Below are 18,806 nucleotides of genomic sequence, written 5' to 3'. Positions count from 1 at the left end.
AATAAAAGTGACGCAGGGGATCAGAGCAGCACCACGTCATATTGTTCCTGGGAATACATGGTTTCCACCTGGAAGCGTATGGTGCGACCGATAAACCCTTCAAGCTCGGCGACGTTACCGGATTCTTCGTCAAGCAAGCGATCCACCACTTTCTGGTTCGCCAACACACGATAACCCTCAGCCTGATAGGCCCGGGCCTCGCGGAGAATCTCGCGGAAAATCTCGTAACAGATGGTTTCTGCAGTCTTCAGTTTGCCGCGCCCCTGACAGCTGCTGCACGGTTCGCACAGCACCTGCTCCAGACTTTCCCGAGTACGCTTGCGCGTCATCTGCACCAGGCCCAATTCGGTGATGCCGATGATGTTGGTCTTGGCGTGATCTCGTTCCAGTTGTTTTTCCAGCGTGCGCAACACTTGGCGTTGATGCTCTTCATCTTCCATGTCGATGAAGTCGATGATGATGATCCCGCCCAGGTTGCGCAGGCGCATTTGCCGGGCAATCGCGGTGGCCGCTTCGAGATTGGTCTTGAAGATGGTTTCTTCGAGGTTGCGATGGCCGACGAAAGCCCCGGTGTTCACATCGATGGTGGTCATGGCTTCCGCCGGATCCACCACCAGATAGCCACCGGATTTCAGCGGCACCTTGCGTTCGAGGGCTTTTTGGATTTCGTCTTCGACGCCATAGAGGTCGAAAATCGGTCGTTCACCCGGGTAGTGTTCCAGACGATCGGCGATTTCCGGCATCAGTTCGGCGACGAACTGCGTGGTTTTCTGGAAGGTTTCCCGGGAATCGATGCGAATCTTCTCGATTTTCGGGTTAACCAGATCGCGCAATGTACGCAGCGCCAAGCCGAGGTCTTCGTAAATCACACTTGGCGCGGCAATGGTTTTGATCTGTTCGTTGATCTGATCCCACAGACGTCGCAGGTAACGGATGTCCATGAGGATTTCATCGGCGCCAGCGCCTTCGGCGGCGGTGCGCAGAATGAAACCACCGGCCTCCTTGATGCCTTCCTTGGCCACGCAATCACTGACCACCTGCTTGAGGCGTTCGCGTTCGGCTTCGTCTTCGATTTTCAAAGAGATGCCGACGTGGGCGGTGCGTGGCATGTACACCAGATAACGCGAAGGTATCGACAGCTGCGTGGTCAAGCGCGCGCCTTTGGAACCGATCGGGTCCTTGGTGACTTGCACCACCAGGCTTTGACCTTCGTGCACCAGCGCGCTGATACTTTCGACCGCAGGACCTTCACGTAGAGAGATTTCGGCGGCGTGAATGAATGCCGCGCGGTCCAGGCCGATGTCGACAAACGCTGCCTGCATACCCGGCAGCACGCGGACGATCTTGCCTTTATAGATGTTGCCGACAATCCCGCGCTTTTGTGTGCGCTCAACGTGGACTTCTTGCAGCACACCGTTTTCGACCACCGCCACGCGCGACTCCATCGGCGTGATGTTGATCAGAATCTCTTCACTCATGGCAGGATCTCGTTCAGGCATGTTCACGATAATGGCCGCATCTGGATGGGTACGACGCTTATGGCGCGTTCAGGTTTTGCCAACAGGGTATGCCGAAATGGCCTAACAGTTCTGCGGTTTCGCAAACAGGCAACCCGACCACCGCCGAGTAACTGCCATTGAGGCCCGCGACAAACACCGCGCCGAGTCCCTGAATGCCATAACCACCGGCCTTGTCCCGTGGCTCGCCACTGGCCCAGTAAGCGGCCGCTTCCTCAATGCTGATCGCGCGAAACCGCACCAGACTGCGCACCACCCGCGACTCGCAGCGCTCGTCTTCAAGCACGGCGATGGCGGTCAGCACTTCATGCTCCTTGCCGGACAACATCATCAGCATGGCGCATGCATCGGCTTCGTCCACCGGTTTGCCCAGAATTTTGCCGTCCAGCACCACGGCAGTATCGGCACCCAGCACGCAGAATGGCTGAGTGGACACGACCGTGTGGCGTCCGGCCTCGGCTTTGCCGCGCGCCAAGCGTTCGACATAGGCCGAGGGCAATTCTTCGGGTGATGGGGTTTCGTCGATATCCGCACTGATGGCGGAGAACGGAACGCCGATCTGCGTGAGCAATTCACGGCGACGCGGCGATCCGGAGGCGAGGTAAAGCGGCTTCATCAAAACATCTCCCTGTTCAGTGCCCAACTTCACCGGCTCAATTGATTTTGTAGCGTCGGCGCAATCCGCGTAGGGCAAAGCTGACCCAAGGCCAGAGCAAGGCGCTGACCAGCGCCGGAAGTACCAGCGCCAGGGTTGGTTGACGGTTACCGGTCAAGGCACTGAGCCACAATTGCACCAGTTGCGCGAGGCCGAAAATCACCAGAATTACCAGGCATTGCTGCCACATCGGGAACATCCGCAGGCGTTGTTGCAATGACAATACGAGGAAGGTGATCAGGGTCAGGATCAGCGCATTCTGACCGAGCAGATCGCCCTGCAGCACGTCTTCGGCCAGGCCCAGGCAAAACGCCGTGACCATGCCCACCGTGTGCGGCATATACAAAGCCCAGAATGTCAGGAGCAAAGCCAGCCAAAGCGGGCGCAGGATCTCCATGAAAATCGGCAATGGCGACACGCTCAGGAGTATGCCGACAACAAACGTCAGCCAGACAATCCAGCCGTTACGCGATGCGGTAGCCCCGACCATTATTCTTGTCTCCCGGTTGTCGCTGGTGCATTGACGGGCGGTTTGGCCGCAGGTCGCGCAGCCGGCTGGGCAGCTGGAGGTTTGGCCGCCGCTGGCGGTTTGCTTGCCGCGGGCTTGGCCGGTGTGGCGCTAGCGGCGGCGGTCGGTGCGGCAGGCGTCGCGGGCGTCGCAGTGGCTGCGGCAGGCGGGGTCACGGTTTTCGGTACAGTGGCCGGAATAATCGGGCCGCCGCCAAAAGCATCAAGATTTTCCTGCGCTTGCGCCGCATCGTTGGCACGCTCTTCGGCGGTGCGGTTGTCGCTGAACACCAGCAACATGTAGCGGCTGCGGTTCAGCGCGGCGGTCGGTACGGCGCGAACGATGGCGAACGGCTGACCGGAATCGTGGATCACTTCCTTCACCGTCGCGACCGGATAGCCTGCCGGGAAACGCTGACCAAGGCCGGAGCTGACCAGCAGATCGCCTTCCTTGATATCGGCCGTGTCGGCGACGTGGCGCAACTCCAGGCGCTCAGGGTTGCCGGTGCCGCTGGCAATGGCCCGCAGCCCGTTGCGATTGACCTGTACCGGAATGCTGTGTGTGCTGTCAGTGAGCAGCAAGACACGCGAGGTGTAAGGCATCAACTCGACCACCTGGCCCATCAGACCGCGCGCATCGAGCACCGGCTGACCGAGCACCACACCGTCACGCTCACCTTTATTGATGATGATGCGATGGGTGAACGGGTTGGGGTCCATGCCGATCAACTCGGCCACTTCGACCTTTTCGTTGACCAGTGCAGAGGAATTGAGCAACTCGCGCAACCGAACGTTCTGCTCGGTGAGGGCGGCAAGCTTTTGCATGCGCCCCTGCAGCAGCAGGTTTTCGGTTTTGAGTTTTTCGTTTTCGGCGACAAGCTCGGTGCGGCTGCCGAACTGGCTGGCGACACCTTCCCACAAGCGACCCGGCAGGTCGGTGATCCAGTAGGCATCCATCAGCACCAGCGACGCTTGCTTGCGCGCAGGCTTGAGCAGGTCAAAGCGGGCATCGACCACCATCAGCGCGATCGATAGCACGGCCAGCACCAACAGGCGCACGCCCAACGAAGGGCCCTTGGCGAAAAGCGGTTTAATAAGCCGCTCCTCCCAAGCAAATGTTCTGTTTATTCATACGGCATCAAACCGGCCTGGATGAAGACTGACAGAAGATAAACGCCAACAGGCAGCACTGCAAAGTGCTGCCTGCGCGCTCACCCACGTATTGCACTCGGCGACTTATTCGCTCGAGAGCAGGTCCATGGTGTGCTTATCCATCATTTCCAATGCACGGCCACCGCCGCGAGCCACACAGGTCAGCGGATCTTCGGCAACGATCACTGGCAGACCGGTTTCCTGGGCCAGCAACTTGTCGAGGTCACGCAGCAGCGCGCCACCACCGGTCAGCACCAGGCCACGCTCGGCGATGTCGGAAGCCAGTTCCGGCGGCGATTGCTCCAGGGCACTTTTCACAGCCTGAACGATGGTTGCCAGGGACTCTTGCAGAGCTTCCAGCACTTCGTTGGAGTTCAGGGTGAATGCGCGTGGAACGCCTTCGGCCAGGTTGCGACCGCGAACGTCGACTTCGCGAACTTCGCCGCCCGGGTAGGCCGTGCCGATTTCCTGTTTGATGCGCTCAGCGGTGGATTCACCGATCAGGCTGCCGTAGTTACGACGCACGTAAGTGATGATCGCCTCGTCGAAGCGGTCGCCGCCAACGCGGACGGATTCGGCATACACCACACCGTTCAGGGAGATCAGCGCGATTTCAGTGGTACCACCACCGATATCCACGACCATCGAGCCGCGCGCTTCTTCGACCGGCAGGCCGGCACCGATCGCAGCCGCCATTGGCTCTTCGATCAGGAACACTTCACGGGCACCGGCACCGAGGGCCGATTCACGGATGGCGCGACGCTCAACCTGGGTGGATTTGCATGGAACGCAGATCAGCACACGAGGGCTAGGCTGCAGAAAGCTGTTTTCGTGAACCTTGTTAATAAAGTATTGCAGCATCTTTTCGCAGACGCTGAAGTCGGCGATCACGCCGTCTTTCATCGGACGAATGGCCGCAATGTTGCCCGGCGTACGGCCGAGCATGCGCTTGGCTTCGGTGCCGACAGCAACGACACTTTTCTGGTTACCGTGTGTCCGAATGGCCACAACCGATGGCTCATTCAGGACGATACCGCGCTCGCGCACGTAAATAAGGGTGTTGGCAGTGCCCAGGTCAATGGAAAGATCGCTGGAAAACATGCCACGCAGTTTCTTGAACATGGGAAAGGGACCCTAGGCAACGCGTGGGTAAAAAAGTGCGGCAAACTCTAACAACGACAGGGATTTTGGGCAAGGCGCCAATATGTTAAATTGGCCGCTTTTCTGTGCACCAAGCCCCACAATCGCGGCCTTATGACCGTAGAAGTGCGGTAGTGTTCCGACAATCTAACACACGGACGCCGTCCGTTCTGTTTTCCACAGGAGAATCCCGATGGCGCTAGAACGCTCCGACGTGGAAAAAATCGCTCATCTGGCCTGCCTTGGCCTTAATGATGCCGATCTTCCACACATTACTTCCGCCCTCAACAGCATTCTCGGTCTGGTCGACGAAATGCAGGCTGTTAATACCGACGGAATCGAGCCTCTGGCCCACCCGCTGGAAGCCAGTCAGCGCCTGCGCGCCGACGTTGTGACCGAGACCAATCACCGCGAGGCCTACCAATCCATCGCACCAGCGGTCGAAAACGGCCTGTATCTGGTTCCGAAAGTCATCGACTAAAGGGAAAGAGCCTGCAATGCATCAAATGACTCTGGCCGAGATCGCCCGCGGTCTCGCCGATAAAAAGTTTTCCTCCGAAGAGCTGACCAAAGTCCTGCTGGCGCGCATCACCCAGCTCGATCCGCAGCTCAACAGTTTCATCAGCCTCACCGAAGAGCTGGCGCTCGAGCAGGCGAAAGCCGCCGATGCACGCCGGGCCAACGGTGAGATCGGCGCCCTGCTCGGCGCGCCGATCGCTCACAAAGACCTGTTCTGCACCCAGGGCATTCGCACCAGCTGTGGCTCGAAGATGCTCGACAACTTCAAGGCTCCGTACGACGCCACCGTGGTTGCAAAACTGGCGGCTGCCGGCGCTGTGACCCTGGGCAAGACCAACATGGACGAATTCGCCATGGGTTCGGCCAACGAGTCGAGCTGGTACGGCGCGGTGAAAAACCCGTGGAACCTGGAACACGTGCCGGGCGGTTCGTCCGGCGGTTCGGCGGCGGCAGTAGCCGCTCGTCTGTTGCCTGCGGCCACGGCCACCGACACCGGCGGCTCGATCCGTCAGCCAGCTGCGTTCACCAACCTCACCGGCCTGAAACCGACCTACGGTCGTGTTTCGCGCTGGGGCATGATTGCTTACGCCTCCAGCCTTGATCAGGGCGGCCCGTTGGCGCGCACCGCCGAAGACTGCGCGATTTTGTTGCAAGGTATGGCCGGCTTCGATCAGAACGACTCCACCAGCATCGATGAGCCGGTGCCGGATTACTCCGCAAGCCTCGGCGACTCGCTGCAAGGCCTGCGCATCGGCGTGCCGAAGGAATACTTCAGCGCCGGTCTCGACCCGCGCATCGCCGAGCTGATCCAGAACAGCATCAAAGAGCTGCAGAAGCTCGGTGCGGTGATCAAGGAAATCAGCCTGCCGAACATGCAGCACGCGATCCCTGCGTACTACGTGATCGCCCCGGCAGAAGCGTCTTCGAACCTGTCGCGTTTCGACGGCGTGCGTTTCGGCCATCGCTGCGAGCAACCGAAAGACCTGATCGACCTGTACAAGCGCTCCCGTGGCGAAGGCTTCGGCCCGGAAGTGCAGCGCCGGATCATGGTCGGTGCCTACGCGCTGTCCGCCGGTTACTACGACGCCTACTACCTGAAAGCGCAGAAGATCCGTCGCCTGGTGAAGAACGATTTCATGGCTGCCTTTAATGAGGTCGACATCATCCTCGGCCCAACCACGCCGAACCCGGCCTGGAAACTCGGCGCCAAGAACAGCGACCCGGTCGCTGCCTATCTGGAAGACGTCTACACCATCACCGCCAACCTCGCGGGCCTGCCGGGCCTGTCGATGCCGGCCGGTTTTGTCGACGGTCTGCCGGTGGGCGTGCAGTTGCTCGCGCCGTATTTCCAGGAAGGTCGCCTGTTGAACGTTGCCCACCAGTATCAGCTCAACACTGACTGGCACACCCGCACCCCAACCGGCTTCTGAGGAGACACACATGCAATGGGAAGTCGTGATCGGGCTGGAGATTCACACTCAGCTCACTACCCGGTCGAAAATCTTTTCCGGTAGTTCCACCACATTCGGTTCCGAGCCGAACACTCAGGCCAGCCTGATCGACCTGGGTATGCCCGGCGTTCTGCCGGTGCTGAACCAGGAAGCGGTGCGCATGGCGGTGATGTTCGGTCTGGCGATTGACGCCCAGATCGGTCAGCACAACGTGTTCGCGCGCAAGAACTACTTCTACCCGGACCTGCCGAAGGGCTACCAGATCAGCCAGATGGAGTTGCCGATCGTCGGCAAGGGCCACCTGGACATCGCCCTGGAAGACGGCACGGTCAAACGTGTCGGCATCACCCGCGCGCACCTGGAAGAAGACGCCGGCAAGAGCCTGCACGAAGAGTTCAACGGTGCCACCGGCATCGACCTGAACCGTGCCGGCACACCGCTGCTGGAAATCGTGTCCGAGCCGGACATGCGCAGCGCCAAGGAAGCCGTGGCTTACGTCAAGGCGATCCACGCGCTGGTACGTTATCTGGGTATCTGCGACGGCAACATGGCCGAAGGCTCGCTGCGTTGCGACTGCAACGTGTCGATCCGTCCGAAAGGCCAGGTTGAGTTCGGCACGCGCTGCGAGATCAAGAACGTCAACTCGTTCCGCTTCATCGAGAAGGCGATCAACTCCGAGATCCAGCGTCAGATCGAGCTGATCGAAGACGGCGGCAAAGTGATCCAGCAGACCCGTCTGTACGATCCGAACAAGGACGAGACCCGTCCGATGCGTTCGAAAGAGGAAGCCAACGACTACCGTTACTTCCCCGATCCGGACCTGCTGCCGGTGGTCATCGAAGAGTCGTTCCTCGGCGAGGTGCGCGCCACCCTGCCGGAACTGCCACCGCAAAAACGCGAGCGCTTCCAGAGCCAGTTCGGTCTGTCGGCGTACGACGCCAACGTGCTGGCCACCAGCCGTGAGCAAGCGGACTACTTCGAGAAAGTCGCAGCCATCGGCGGCGACGCGAAGCTGGCGGCTAACTGGGTGATGGTCGAGTTGGGCAGCCTGCTCAACAAGCAAGGCCTGGACATCGACGAGTCGCCGGTTTCCGCTGAACTGCTGGGCGGCATGCTGCTGCGCATCAAGGACAACACCATCTCCGGCAAGATTGCCAAGGTTGTGTTCGAAGCGATGGCCAACGGTGAAGGCAGCGCAGACGAGATCATCGAAAAACGTGGCCTGAAGCAGGTTACCGACAGCGGCGCGATCTCGGCCGTGCTCGACGAAATGCTCGCGGCCAACGCCGAGCAAGTTGAACAATACCGTGCGGCTGATGAAGCCAAACGCGGCAAGATGTTCGGCTTCTTTGTCGGTCAGGCGATGAAAGCGTCGAAAGGCAAAGCCAACCCGCAGCAAGTGAACGAACTGCTGAAAAGCAAGCTCGAAGGCTGATTCTGGCCCCGCGCTCGGGGATCGTTCCCACGCTCTGCGTGGGAATGCCGCCCCGGACGCTCCGCGTCCATTGCGGTGTGACGCAGAGCGTCACGGGATGCATTCCCACGCTGGAGCGTGGGAACGATCACTTTGGAGTATCTGAATGAAACGTCTGCTCGGCGCCTGCGCCCTGCTCTCCTTGCTGGCCGGTTGCGCCAGCACCGACATTATCGACCCGCACGGTTACGACCAGACCGGTGTCGCCTCTTATTACGGTGCCAAGCACCACGGTAAACGGACCGCCAGTGGCGAGCCGTTCAACCAGAATTCCCTGACCGCCGCCCACCGCCAGCTACCCTTTGGCACGCGGGTGAAGGTCACCAACCTGAAAAACGATGAATCTGTTGTGGTCCGCATCAACGACCGTGGCCCGCATACCCGTGGACGCCTGATCGATGTGTCCCGTAAGGCCGCCGAACAACTCGGCATGCTGCGCAGCGGCACCGCGCGGGTTCGCGTGCAGGCTCTCGACGACTGATGGAGCGCTGACCATTTTCGGATTAGCCGATTTACCCCTGATCAGCGTGATCGAACTGCTCGCCGGCCTGTGCCTGCTGATCTTCGGCGCCGAACTGATGGTGCGCGCGGCGGTGCGCCTGGCAGCACGCCTGCATGTGCGACCGCTGATCATCGGCCTGACCATCGTCGCCCTCGGCAGCAGCGCACCGCAAATGGCCGTCAGCCTGCAAGCGGCGCTGGCGCATAACCCGGACATCGCCGTAGGCAGTGTGGTCGGCAGCAGCATCTTCAATATCCTTGTCACCCTAGGGCTTTCCGCGCTGATCATTCCTCTGCGCGTCTCGCGGCAACTGGTGCGCCTGGATATTCCGCTGATGATCGGTGCCAGCCTGCTGGTATTCGTACTGGCATGGAATGAAGAGATCGGGCGCTTCGACGGCATCCTGTTGTTGGCGGCTTTGGCGTTGTATCTCGGTTTACTGCTGCGCCAGTCACGGCATTCGACGCGACCGCATTCGGAACATCCTGAAACGGCGCAAGCCTCGTGGTTCAGCAGCCTGTTAATGATCGTTATCGGTCTGGCGATGCTGGTGTTTGCCGGGCATCTGCTGCTGGGCGCCGCGGTTGTGGTAGCTACTGATCTTGGATTCTCCGAGCGCGTCATCGGCCTGACCGTGGTGGCCGTCGGCACGTCGCTGCCGGAACTGGCTACGTCATTGATCGCAGCCTTGCGCGGACAACGCGACATCGCCGTCGGCAACGTGATCGGCGCCAACCTGTTCAACCTGCTCGGGGTGCTCGGCCTGACCGCATTGATCGCACCGACGCCGCTGTCGGTGTCGCCGAACGCACTGGATTTCGACTTGCCGGTGATGCTCGGCGTTGCCGCACTGTGCCTGCCGGTGTTCTATTCCGGCTACCGCGTGACGCGCGCCGAAGGTTTGCTGTTGCTCGGTTTGTACCTGGCGTACGGGCTGCACGTGGTGTCGTTTACCACCGGCATGCCGCTGGCCGGCAAGCTTGAGCGGCTGATGCTGTTTTATGTCTTGCCGACGCTGTTGACGTTCCTGCTGTTCACGTCGATCCGCGCCTGGCGCCGCCAACACCACAAGAGTGATAAACCATGACCGAATCGAAGAAGTCCGGGGTTGAAGTCCGCCGCCAGGTAATGGGCGATGCGTTTGTTGATCGCGCGCTGGGCAACGCCACCGAGTTCACCCAGCCGTTGCAGGATTTCGTCAATGAACATGCCTGGGGTGGCGTGTGGAATCGTGAAGGTTTGCCGCTGAAAACCCGCAGTTTGATCACCCTCGCCGCGCTGACCGCATTGAAGTGCCCGCAAGAGTTGAAAGGTCATGTGCGCGGCGCGCTGAACAACGGCTGCACGGTGGACGAGATCCGTGAGGCGTTGCTGCATTGCGCAGTGTATGCCGGCGTGCCGGCGGCGATCGATGCGTTTCGGGCAGCGCAGGAAGTGATCGACAGTTACGAGAAAAGCTAAAAGATCGCAGCCTTCGGCAGCTCCTACATGGAAATGCGGTCTCCTGTAGGAGCTGCCGCAGGCTGCGATCTTTTGATCTTGCCTTTATATCCACCCACCCCACTGCAAAACGAAGATCCCGACGTTGGTGGTAATCGCCGCCATCAACGTGGTCATTACGATAATCGCCGCCGCCAGTTCATGATTGCCCTGCGCCGCCCGCGCCATGACGAAACTTGCCGCCGCCGTCGGGCTACCGAAATACAGAAACAGAATCCCCAACTCCGCCCCACGAAAGCCCCACAACCACGCCCCCAGGGTCGCCAGCACTGGCAAACCAACCATCTTCACCAGACTCGAACTCAGCGCCATGTTGCCGCTCTTGCGCAGCGCCGCCAGCGACAGAGTGCCGCCAATGCAGATCAACGCCAGCGGCAAAGTGGTTTGCGCCAGATACTGACCTGAGGTCTCCAGCCAGCCCGGCAAACCAATCTTGAAATAGGCAAACGGTGCTGCCGCAATCACGCTGATGATCAACGGATTGCTGAACACGCTTTTGCAGATGCTCCACGGATCGGATTTGATCACCGGGCTGTATACCGCGAGCACGATGGTCGACAGCGTGTTGTAAAACAGGATCACCAGCGCCGCGAGAATCGCCCCGAGGGAAATCCCGTAATCGCCGTACATGCTCGCCGCCAGCGCCAGACCGATCACGCCGTTATTGCCGCGAAACGCGCCCTGGGTGTAGATGCCGCGATCTTCGCGCGGGCATTTGAAAATCGCCCAGCCCCAGGCCAGGGCAAAACTCACCAGCGTGGCGAGGGAAAAGTAGATCAGCAGGGACGGTTGCAACGCGGCGTGCAGGTCGGCATGCAGAATGCCGAGGAACAGCAGCGCCGGCATGGTGACGTTGAACACCAGCGACGAGGCCGTGTGGATGAAGTTGTCGTTGATCCAGTCGATGCGCTTGAGCAGCACACCGAGAAACAGCATGGCAAAAACCGGCGCGGTGATGTTCAGGGTTTCGAGAAAGATTGCCAGCATGCCGGGGAGCCTTGGGTGAGCGTCGTTAGGGGGCTAATGATAAGCCAAAAGCTTGAAAAGCCCCTCACCCTAACCCTCTCCCCGAGGGAGAGGGGACTGACCGAGGTGTTTTGCGGCATACATCGACCTGCAAGACCGAGTCGATTATGGATTCGGCAAAGCACTTTCAGGTCGATGTACTTCTTAAATATTCCCGGATCGGCCCCCTCTCCCCCCGGGAGAGGGATGGGCGGGCGGCGTTCCGATGAGGGTAGCTTTTACTCCCCCCTTCAAAAAACCATCAGGTAATCGGCGCCGGATTGAACAACGTAATGTCGTTATGCAGCTTGTGCTTCTCCGCCCATGTCTGCTGCTTGCCGCTCGCCACATCCAGGTAATAGTGAAACAGCTCCCAACCCAACTCCTCGATGGTCGCCCGCCCGGTAGCAATCCGCCCGGCGTCGATATCGATCAGATCCGGCCAGCGCTGCGCCAACTCCGTACGCGTCGAGACCTTCACCACTGGCGCCATCGCCAAACCATACGGCGTACCCCGCCCGGTGGTGAACACATGCAGGTTCATCCCCGCCGCCAACTGCAACGTCCCGCAAACAAAATCACTCGCTGGGGTCGCACAGAAAATCAAACCCTTCTGCTTGAAGCGCTCGCCAGGGCCAAGCACGCCATTGATTGCGCTGCTGCCGGACTTGACGATCGAACCCAGCGACTTCTCGACAATGTTCGACAGCCCGCCCTTCTTGTTCCCCGGCGTGGTGTTGGCGCTGCGATCCGCTTCACCCTTGGCCAGGTAACGGTCGTACCAGTCCATCTCGCGCACCAGCTCCTCGGCAACGGTTTTGCTTTCGGCACGTGAAGTCAGCAGGTAAATCGCATCGCGCACTTCGGTGACTTCGGAAAACATCACCGTCGCCCCCGCCCGCAACAGCAAATCCGAGGCGTAGCCCAGCGCCGGGTTGGCGGTGATGCCGGAAAACGCATCGCTGCCGCCGCACTGCATGCCGAGGATCAACTCGGACGCTGGCACGGTTTCGCGGCGGCGCTGGTCGAGTTTCTTCAAACGGACTTCGGCCAGCGCCATGATCTGCTCGATCATCTCGGTGAAACCGTGACTGGAGTCCTGCAAGCGATACAGCCACGGATCGCTGAGATCCACCGAAGCATCGTCCTCGTGCATGACCTGCCCGGCCTGCAACTTCTCGCAGCCTAGGCTGATCACCAACGCTTCACCACCGAGGTTCGGGTTGCGCGCCAGATTGCGCACGGTACGAATCGGGATGTAGGCGTCGGTGGCGGTAATCGCCACGCCGCAGCCATAGCTATGAGTCAGCGCCACCACATCATCGACGTGCGGATACTTCGGCAGCAGCTCTTCCTTGATGCGTTTTACCGCGTGATCAAGCACGCCGGTGACGCACTGCACGGTCGTAGTGATGCCGAGAATGTTGCGCGTGCCGACGGTGCCGTCGGCGTTGCGATAACCCTCGAACGTGAAACCTTCCAGCGGTGCCTGCGCGTCCGGCACCTCGGTGGACAGCGGCAAGCTGTCCAGCGGCGGCGCGGTCGGCATGCGCAGTTGATCTTCCTTGACCCAACTGCCTCGGCGAATCGGCTGCAACGCGTAGCCAATCACCTGACCGTAGCGAATCACCTGGCCGCCCTCGGGAATGTCTTCAAGGGTGACCTTGTGGCTCTGCGGCACAAATTCCAGCGTCACCAGGCCATCGGCAAATTCAGTGCCGGCCGGAGCGCCCTGGTCGTTGACCACGACCACCACATTGTCCCGCTCGTGCAGGCGGATGTGGCGCGGCGAGTCGGAATGTTCAATCAACTGCATGACGCCGCTCCTCAGGAATGCGCTTGAGACAATTTACCGGTGGCTTCAGTACCGCCATTGGTTGGCGGCTCTTTGAGGACCACACGTTTGATCGGGCCAACGATGACCAGATAGCTGAACACCGCGACCAGTGCGTTGGCACCGACAAACACCAGCGCCCATTTGAACGAGCCAGTGGAGCTGATGATGTAGCCAATCACGATCGGCGTGGTGATCGATGCAATGTTGCCGAAGGTGTTGAACAGGCCTCCACTCAGGCCGGCGATCTGTTTTGGCGAAGTGTCGGAAACCACTGCCCAGCCGAGTGCACCAACGCCTTTGCCGAAGAAGGCCAAAGCCATGAAGCCAACGACCATCCATTCCACTTCAACATAGTTGCAGGCAACGATGCTGCTGGAAACCAGCAGGCCGGCAATGATCGGCGCTTTGCGCGCGAAGGTCAGCGAGTGGCCCTTGCGCAGCAGATAGTCGGAAATCACCCCGCCGAGTACGCCGCCGATAAAGCCGCAGATTGCCGGCAACGAGGCAATGAAACCGGCCTTGAGAATGGTCATGCCACGCTCTTGCACCAGATACACCGGGAACCAGGTCAGGAAGAAATAGGTGATGCCGTTGATGCAGTACTGGCCCAGATACACGCCGAGCATCATGCGATTGGTCAGTAACTGACGGATGTAATCCCACTTCGGACCGTCGGACTTTTTGCCCTTTTGGTCCATATCGACCATGCCGCCGTTTTCAGCGATGTGTTTGAACTCGGCTTCGTTGATACGCGGGTGTTCACGCGGGCTGTAGATCACTTTCAGCCAGACCAGCGAGAAGATGATCCCGAGAATCCCCATAACGATGAACACGTGCTCCCAGCCAAAGGAGTAAACGATCCAGCCCATCAGCGGTGCGAACAACACGGTGGCAAAGTATTGCGCCGAGTTGAAGATCGCCGAAGCGGTACCGCGTTCAGCGGTCGGGAACCACGCGGCGACGATGCGCGCGTTGCCGGGGAACGAAGGCGCTTCAGCCAGGCCCACGAGGAAGCGCAGCATGAACAGCGCAACGATGGCGGTGGACATGCCGAACTCACCGACAAAGCCTTGCAGCACGGTGAACAGCGACCAAGTGAAAATGCTCAGGGCATAGACTTTTTTCGAGCCGAAGCGATCGAGCAGCCAGCCGCCGGGAATTTGCCCGGCCACATAGGCCCAACCGAATGCGGAGAAGATATAGCCGAGGGTGACCGCGTCAATGCCCAGATCTTTTTGCAGGCTGGAGCCGGCGATGGCGATCGTGGCGCGGTCGGCGTAGTTGATCGTGGTCACCAGAAACAGCATGAGCAGGATCAAATAGCGGACGTGAGTCGGCTTGGACGATTGCATGTAGATGTACTCCCACTGATTATTTTTATGCGCGGGTGAATCTTCTTTGGTCTTGCATCTATTCCCTGTAGGAGCTGCCGAAGGCTGCGATCTTTTGATCTTAAAAGATCGCAGCCTTCGGCAACTCCTACAGGGGTATTGCCTTATCAGGAACCGATGTAGCTGGTCTTCACGACCGTGTAGAACTCTTGCGCATAGCGGCCTTGCTCACGTGATCCATAGGATGAACCTTTACGGCCGCCGAACGGAACGTGGTAATCGACGCCAGCGGTCGGCAGGTTGACCATCACCATCCCGGCTTGCGAATGACGTTTGAAGTGGTTGGCGTACTTCAGCGAGGTGGTCGCAATACCCGCCGACAGACCGAACTCGGTGTCGTTGGCCATCGCCAGCGCCGCGTCGTAATCGGCCACGCGAACAATGTTGGCCACCGGGCCAAAGATTTCTTCGCGGCTGATGCGCATCGACGCTTCACTGTCGGCAAACAGGGTTGGCGCGAGGAAGTAGCCTTCGGTGTCGCAGGTCACCAAGCCACCGCCGCTGACCAGACGCGCACCTTCGGACTGGCCGATATCGATGTACTTCATGTCCTGTTCCAGCTGCGCTTGCGAAACCACTGGGCCGATATCAGTGCCGGATTTCAGCGCGTGGCCGACCTTGATCGACTTCATGCGCTCGGCCATGGCTTCGACGAATTTGTCGTGGATCCCGGCAGTCACGATCAAGCGGCTCGACGCGGTGCAACGCTGGCCGGTGGAGTAGAACGCGCTCTGCACCGACAGCTCGACCGCTTGTTTGAGGTCGGCGTCATCGAGAATGATCTGCGGGTTCTTGCCGCCCATTTCCAGCTGAACCTTGGCCTGGCGCGACACGCAGTTGACCGCGATCTGACGACCCACGCCCACCGAACCGGTGAAGCTGATGCCGTCGACTTTCGGGCTCTGCACCAACGCATCGCCAACCACGCGACCGCTGCCCATCACCAGATTGAACACGCCAGCCGGGAAGCCGGCGCGGGAGATGATTTCCGCCAGTGCCCAGGCGCAGCCCGGAACCAGATCGGCGGGTTTCAATACCACGCAGTTGCCGTAGGCCAGGGCCGGGGCGATTTTCCACGCAGGAATCGCGATCGGGAAGTTCCATGGGGTGATCAGACCGACCACGCCCAGCGCTTCGCGAGTCACTTCAACGTTGACGCCCGGGCGCACCGACGGCACGTAGTCGCCGGACAAGCGCAGGCATTCACCGGCGAAGAATTTGAAGATGTTGCCGGCGCGGGTCACTTCACCGATGGCTTCGGGCAGGGTCTTGCCCTCTTCCCGGGCCAGCAGGGTGCCGAGCTCTTCGCGACGGGCGAGAATTTCGCTGCCGACTTTATCCAGCGAATCGTGACGGGCCTGAATGCCCGAAGTCGAGTACGCCGGGAACGCGGCGCGGGCGGCGTCGATGGCGGCGTGAACCTGAGTCAGATCAGCCTTGGCGTAGTCGCCGATGGTGTCGCTCAGTTCCGAAGGGTTGATGTTGGCCGAGTAGTCGGCACCGGCAACCCATTCACCGTTGATGTAGTTGTCGTAGCGTTTTGCAGTTGTCACAGGGGCAGCCCTCACATCTCAAAGCCTTCACGCAAAAAGCCGCTGATTGCTCAGCGGCCTCGCTTTTATCGGGTGTTACTGCGCACCTTGCTTGTCGATCAGCGCGGCGAGCATTTCGTACTCTTCGCCGGTCAGATCGGTCAGCGGCGCCCGCACCGGGCCTGCGTCATAGCCGGCGATTTTCGCGCCTGCCTTGACGATGCTCACGGCGTAACCGGCCTTGCGGTTGCGGATGTCGAGGTAAGGCAGGAAGAAGTCGTCGATGATCTTACCGACAGTGGCGTGATCTTCACGGGCGATCGCGTGGTAGAAGTCCATCGCGGTTTTCGGGATGAAGTTGAACACCGCCGAGGAGTAAACCGGCACGCCCAGCGCCTTGTAGGCAGCGGCGTAGACTTCGGCGGTCGGCAGACCACCCAAGTAGCTGAAGCGATCACCGAGGCGGCGACGGATCGACACCATCAACTCGATATCGCCCAAGCCATCCTTGTAACCGATCAGGTTCGGGCAGCGCTCGGCCAGACGTTCCAGCAGCGGCGCGTTGAGGCGGCAAACGTTGCGGTTGTAGACGACCACGCCGATGTTGACCGATTTACACACGGCTTCAACGTGAGCGGCAACGCCGTCCTGGCTGGCTTCGGTCAGGTAGTGCGGCAGCAGCAACAAGCCTTTGGCGCCCAGACGCTCGGCTTCCTGAGCGTATTCGATGGCCTGGCGAGTCGAACCGCCGACGCCGGCCAGAATCGGCACGCTGGTTTCGCAGGTGTCGACGGCAGTCTTGATGATTTCCGAGTATTCGCTGGCGGCCAGGGAGAAGAACTCACCGGTGCCGCCGGCGGCGAACAAGGCTGAAGCGCCATACGGAGCCAGCCATTCCAGGCGTTTGATGTAGCCCGCGCGGTTGAAATCACCCTGCGCGTTGAAATCGGTCACCGGGAAAGACAGCAGGCCGGCAGAGAGGATGGACTTCAGTTCTTGTGGATTCATTATTCGAACACCCTGGTAGCAACGTTTTTTGTGATTGGTCCGTTCAGCCTTCGCTGAAGTTGTAGGTCATCGTACAACTTAAAAGATAACCGTCAACTGCATTTCATCGTTGGGGGTGTTTTTTTGTCGGACAAAAGTGTTTAAGCCAAATGGCGAATCAGCGTAAAGGCCCGTTTTTACTGGGCTACATTGCAGAAATGTCTGGTCAAGATTCGTTTACTGAGCGCAGCTACCACGCCGGGTAAGGTGCGACGACTGCCACGAAGGATCGTGGCGGACCACCGAAGGAAACCGAAATGTCCACGAATTACGCTGCCCCGACCCTTTCGCAAATCGCCGCTTCGTCCTCCGACATCCTCACGCTTCAGCTATCGACACTGCCCGATGTGTTGACCGCACTCGTCCCGGATTCCAGCGACTTCCCGGCGAACTGGAGCGTTTACCCGATTCTCGGCGACGACCCGGAAACGCCCCTGTGGGCAGGCGAAGAAGTGGATACCGGCACCTGGGACGATGCCGAAGACGAGATGGAGAAACTAATGGGGATCGAATTGCAGATCCCCAAAGAGGCACTGCGTCCGTACCTGAACACGGATGTCGAATTGCGCTACAAGTTTGTCGATGAGTCGAGTATGGAGCCGTTTTCGCAGGTGTTGATGTTGCGGATCGAGGCCTGACGGCTTAACCCCGCTGCGCCTGCGCCTCTTCATGAGCCTGGCGCAGTCTTTCACGGCTGTTGGTCAGGTGCAGACGCATCGCCGCACGCGCCGCATCGGAATCCTGACGGGCAATCGCGTCGTAGATTTCTTCGTGCTCACGGCTCAGGCGACTCATGTAGTGCTGTTGGTCATCGTGGGCCAGTCGTGCCGAATTCAGCCGCGTACGCGGAATGATGCTGGTGCCCAGGTGGGTCATGATGTCGGTGAAGTAACGGTTGCCGGTGGACAGCGCGATTTCCAGATGGAAGGCAAAGTCCGAAGCAACAGCATCACTGGCATGGGCAGCGCTTTCGTTGAGCGCATCAAGGGCGGCACGCATGGTCGCCAGTTGCTCGGCGCTGCGACGTTGCGCGGCAAGGCCGGCAGATTCCACTTCAAGGCTGATGCGCAATTCGAGAATCGCCAGAACATCACGCAGGGTAACGACGGTGGCCGGGTCGATGCGGAAACCACTCGGGCTTGGCGTGTCGAGCACGAAAGTGCCGATGCCGTGGCGGGTTTCCACTTGCCCTGCAGCCTGCAAACGCGAGATCGCCTCGCGCACCACGGTGCGGCTGACGCCATGGGCTTCCATGATCGCCGACTCGGTAGGCAGTTTGTCACCGCGCTTGAGCAGGCCATCGCGGATCTGCTCGCTCAGCACCGTCACCAGTTCCTGGGCCAGGCTGCGGCGCTTGCGCGGGAGACGCGGGGTGTCGATCAGGTTTTCCATGGTGTGCATCTTGTCTCGAAAATTCGGCTTGTGGGCATGATAGCTCAAGCGGGTTGTACGATCACTTTCCGGTTTACATCGCTTTATGTAGGAGTGAGCCTGCTCGCGATGACGTCCGCACATTCAGCATCAATGTGACTGACCCAACGCTATCGCGAGCAGGCTCACTCCTACAGGGGGTTAGC

The 18,806-nt window shown here is 59.8% G+C and carries 18 protein-coding genes; 7 read left to right on the top strand and 11 right to left on the bottom strand.

What is annotated here, in order from left to right:
* Positions 1 to 20: 20 nt before the first annotated feature.
* From rng to mreB, 5 genes are all read right to left on the bottom strand, one after another.
* On the bottom strand, positions 21 to 1,478 hold the full coding sequence (gene rng / locus CKW26_RS19365; RefSeq protein WP_007915369.1) for a ribonuclease G: 1,458 nt from the start codon (positions 1,476 to 1,478) through the stop codon (positions 21 to 23).
* Positions 1,479 to 1,536: 58 nt separating this feature from the next.
* On the bottom strand, positions 1,537 to 2,133 hold the full coding sequence (locus CKW26_RS19360) for a nucleoside triphosphate pyrophosphatase (protein ID WP_095049747.1): 597 nt from the start codon (positions 2,131 to 2,133) through the stop codon (positions 1,537 to 1,539).
* Between the two features lie 37 nt (positions 2,134 to 2,170).
* Positions 2,171 to 2,662 (bottom strand): rod shape-determining protein MreD, encoded by a 492-nt coding sequence (gene mreD / locus CKW26_RS19355; protein ID WP_034154468.1) that lies wholly within the window; start codon positions 2,660 to 2,662, stop codon positions 2,171 to 2,173.
* Positions 2,662 to 3,774, bottom strand: a complete 1,113-nt coding sequence (gene mreC, locus CKW26_RS19350; RefSeq protein ID WP_095049746.1) for a rod shape-determining protein MreC — start codon at positions 3,772 to 3,774, stop codon at positions 2,662 to 2,664. Before mreC ends, mreD begins: the two co-directional genes overlap by 1 nt.
* A 141-nt stretch (positions 3,775 to 3,915) precedes the next feature.
* Positions 3,916 to 4,953: a rod shape-determining protein MreB gene (mreB, locus tag CKW26_RS19345; RefSeq protein WP_002555108.1), complete on the bottom strand. Its 1,038-nt coding sequence runs from the start codon at positions 4,951 to 4,953 to the stop codon at positions 3,916 to 3,918.
* 211 nt (positions 4,954 to 5,164) lie between these two features.
* On the opposite strand from mreB, the gene gatC reads away from it, so the two are divergent.
* From gatC to CKW26_RS19315, 6 genes are all read left to right on the top strand, one after another.
* Entirely contained in the window at positions 5,165 to 5,452 is a 288-nt protein-coding gene (gatC, locus tag CKW26_RS19340; protein WP_007901429.1) for an Asp-tRNA(Asn)/Glu-tRNA(Gln) amidotransferase subunit GatC, read from the top strand.
* Between the two features lie 16 nt (positions 5,453 to 5,468).
* Complete coding sequence (gene gatA / locus CKW26_RS19335; protein WP_095049745.1) at positions 5,469 to 6,920, top strand: Asp-tRNA(Asn)/Glu-tRNA(Gln) amidotransferase subunit GatA; 1,452 nt, start codon at positions 5,469 to 5,471, stop codon at positions 6,918 to 6,920.
* A 10-nt stretch (positions 6,921 to 6,930) separates the two neighbouring features.
* Positions 6,931 to 8,376, top strand: coding sequence for an Asp-tRNA(Asn)/Glu-tRNA(Gln) amidotransferase subunit GatB (gene gatB, locus CKW26_RS19330; RefSeq protein WP_095049744.1), 1,446 nt, complete (start codon positions 6,931 to 6,933; stop codon positions 8,374 to 8,376).
* 145 nt (positions 8,377 to 8,521) lie between these two features.
* On the top strand, positions 8,522 to 8,896 hold the full coding sequence (locus CKW26_RS19325; RefSeq protein ID WP_095049743.1) for a septal ring lytic transglycosylase RlpA family protein: 375 nt from the start codon (positions 8,522 to 8,524) through the stop codon (positions 8,894 to 8,896).
* Positions 8,897 to 8,942: 46 nt separating this feature from the next.
* A complete protein-coding gene (locus CKW26_RS19320) occupies positions 8,943 to 10,004 on the top strand; it encodes a calcium/sodium antiporter (RefSeq protein WP_095049742.1) in 1,062 nt (353 codons plus the stop codon).
* Positions 10,001 to 10,378: a carboxymuconolactone decarboxylase family protein gene (locus tag CKW26_RS19315; protein ID WP_007915345.1), complete on the top strand. Its 378-nt coding sequence runs from the start codon at positions 10,001 to 10,003 to the stop codon at positions 10,376 to 10,378. The genes CKW26_RS19320 and CKW26_RS19315 overlap by 4 nt, the downstream gene beginning before the upstream one ends.
* Before the next feature lie 84 nt (positions 10,379 to 10,462).
* Here CKW26_RS19315 and CKW26_RS19310 read toward each other — a convergent pair whose 3' ends face one another.
* From CKW26_RS19310 to kdgD, 5 genes are all read right to left on the bottom strand, one after another.
* Positions 10,463 to 11,404 carry an AEC family transporter gene (locus CKW26_RS19310; protein WP_016984178.1) on the bottom strand — a complete coding sequence of 314 codons (942 nt, stop codon included), beginning with the start codon at positions 11,402 to 11,404 and terminating at the stop codon, positions 10,463 to 10,465.
* Positions 11,405 to 11,684: 280 nt separating this feature from the next.
* Positions 11,685 to 13,238 (bottom strand): galactarate dehydratase, encoded by a 1,554-nt coding sequence (gene garD / locus CKW26_RS19305; RefSeq protein ID WP_034154460.1) that lies wholly within the window; start codon positions 13,236 to 13,238, stop codon positions 11,685 to 11,687.
* Positions 13,239 to 13,249: 11 nt separating this feature from the next.
* Positions 13,250 to 14,611 carry an MFS transporter gene (locus CKW26_RS19300; protein WP_095049741.1) on the bottom strand — a complete coding sequence of 454 codons (1,362 nt, stop codon included), beginning with the start codon at positions 14,609 to 14,611 and terminating at the stop codon, positions 13,250 to 13,252.
* Positions 14,612 to 14,757: 146 nt separating this feature from the next.
* On the bottom strand, positions 14,758 to 16,203 hold the full coding sequence (locus CKW26_RS19295) for an aldehyde dehydrogenase family protein (RefSeq protein ID WP_093435896.1): 1,446 nt from the start codon (positions 16,201 to 16,203) through the stop codon (positions 14,758 to 14,760).
* 75 nt (positions 16,204 to 16,278) lie between these two features.
* Complete coding sequence (gene kdgD, locus CKW26_RS19290) at positions 16,279 to 17,190, bottom strand: 5-dehydro-4-deoxyglucarate dehydratase (RefSeq protein WP_093435890.1); 912 nt, start codon at positions 17,188 to 17,190, stop codon at positions 16,279 to 16,281.
* 296 nt (positions 17,191 to 17,486) lie between these two features.
* On the opposite strand from kdgD, the gene CKW26_RS19285 reads away from it, so the two are divergent.
* A complete protein-coding gene (locus CKW26_RS19285; protein ID WP_095049740.1) occupies positions 17,487 to 17,867 on the top strand; it encodes a hypothetical protein in 381 nt (126 codons plus the stop codon).
* Between the two features lie 4 nt (positions 17,868 to 17,871).
* Here the strand turns inward: CKW26_RS19285 and CKW26_RS19280 are convergent, their stop codons facing one another.
* Complete coding sequence (locus CKW26_RS19280; RefSeq protein WP_175559635.1) at positions 17,872 to 18,621, bottom strand: FadR/GntR family transcriptional regulator; 750 nt, start codon at positions 18,619 to 18,621, stop codon at positions 17,872 to 17,874.
* Between the last annotated feature and the right edge of the window lie 185 nt (positions 18,622 to 18,806).

Source organism: Pseudomonas sp. Irchel s3h9 (assembly GCF_900187475.1).
In the GTDB taxonomy this organism is placed as follows: Bacteria; Pseudomonadota; Gammaproteobacteria; order Pseudomonadales; family Pseudomonadaceae; genus Aquipseudomonas; species Aquipseudomonas neuropathica.
This window is presented reverse-complemented; position numbering and strand designations above follow the sequence as displayed.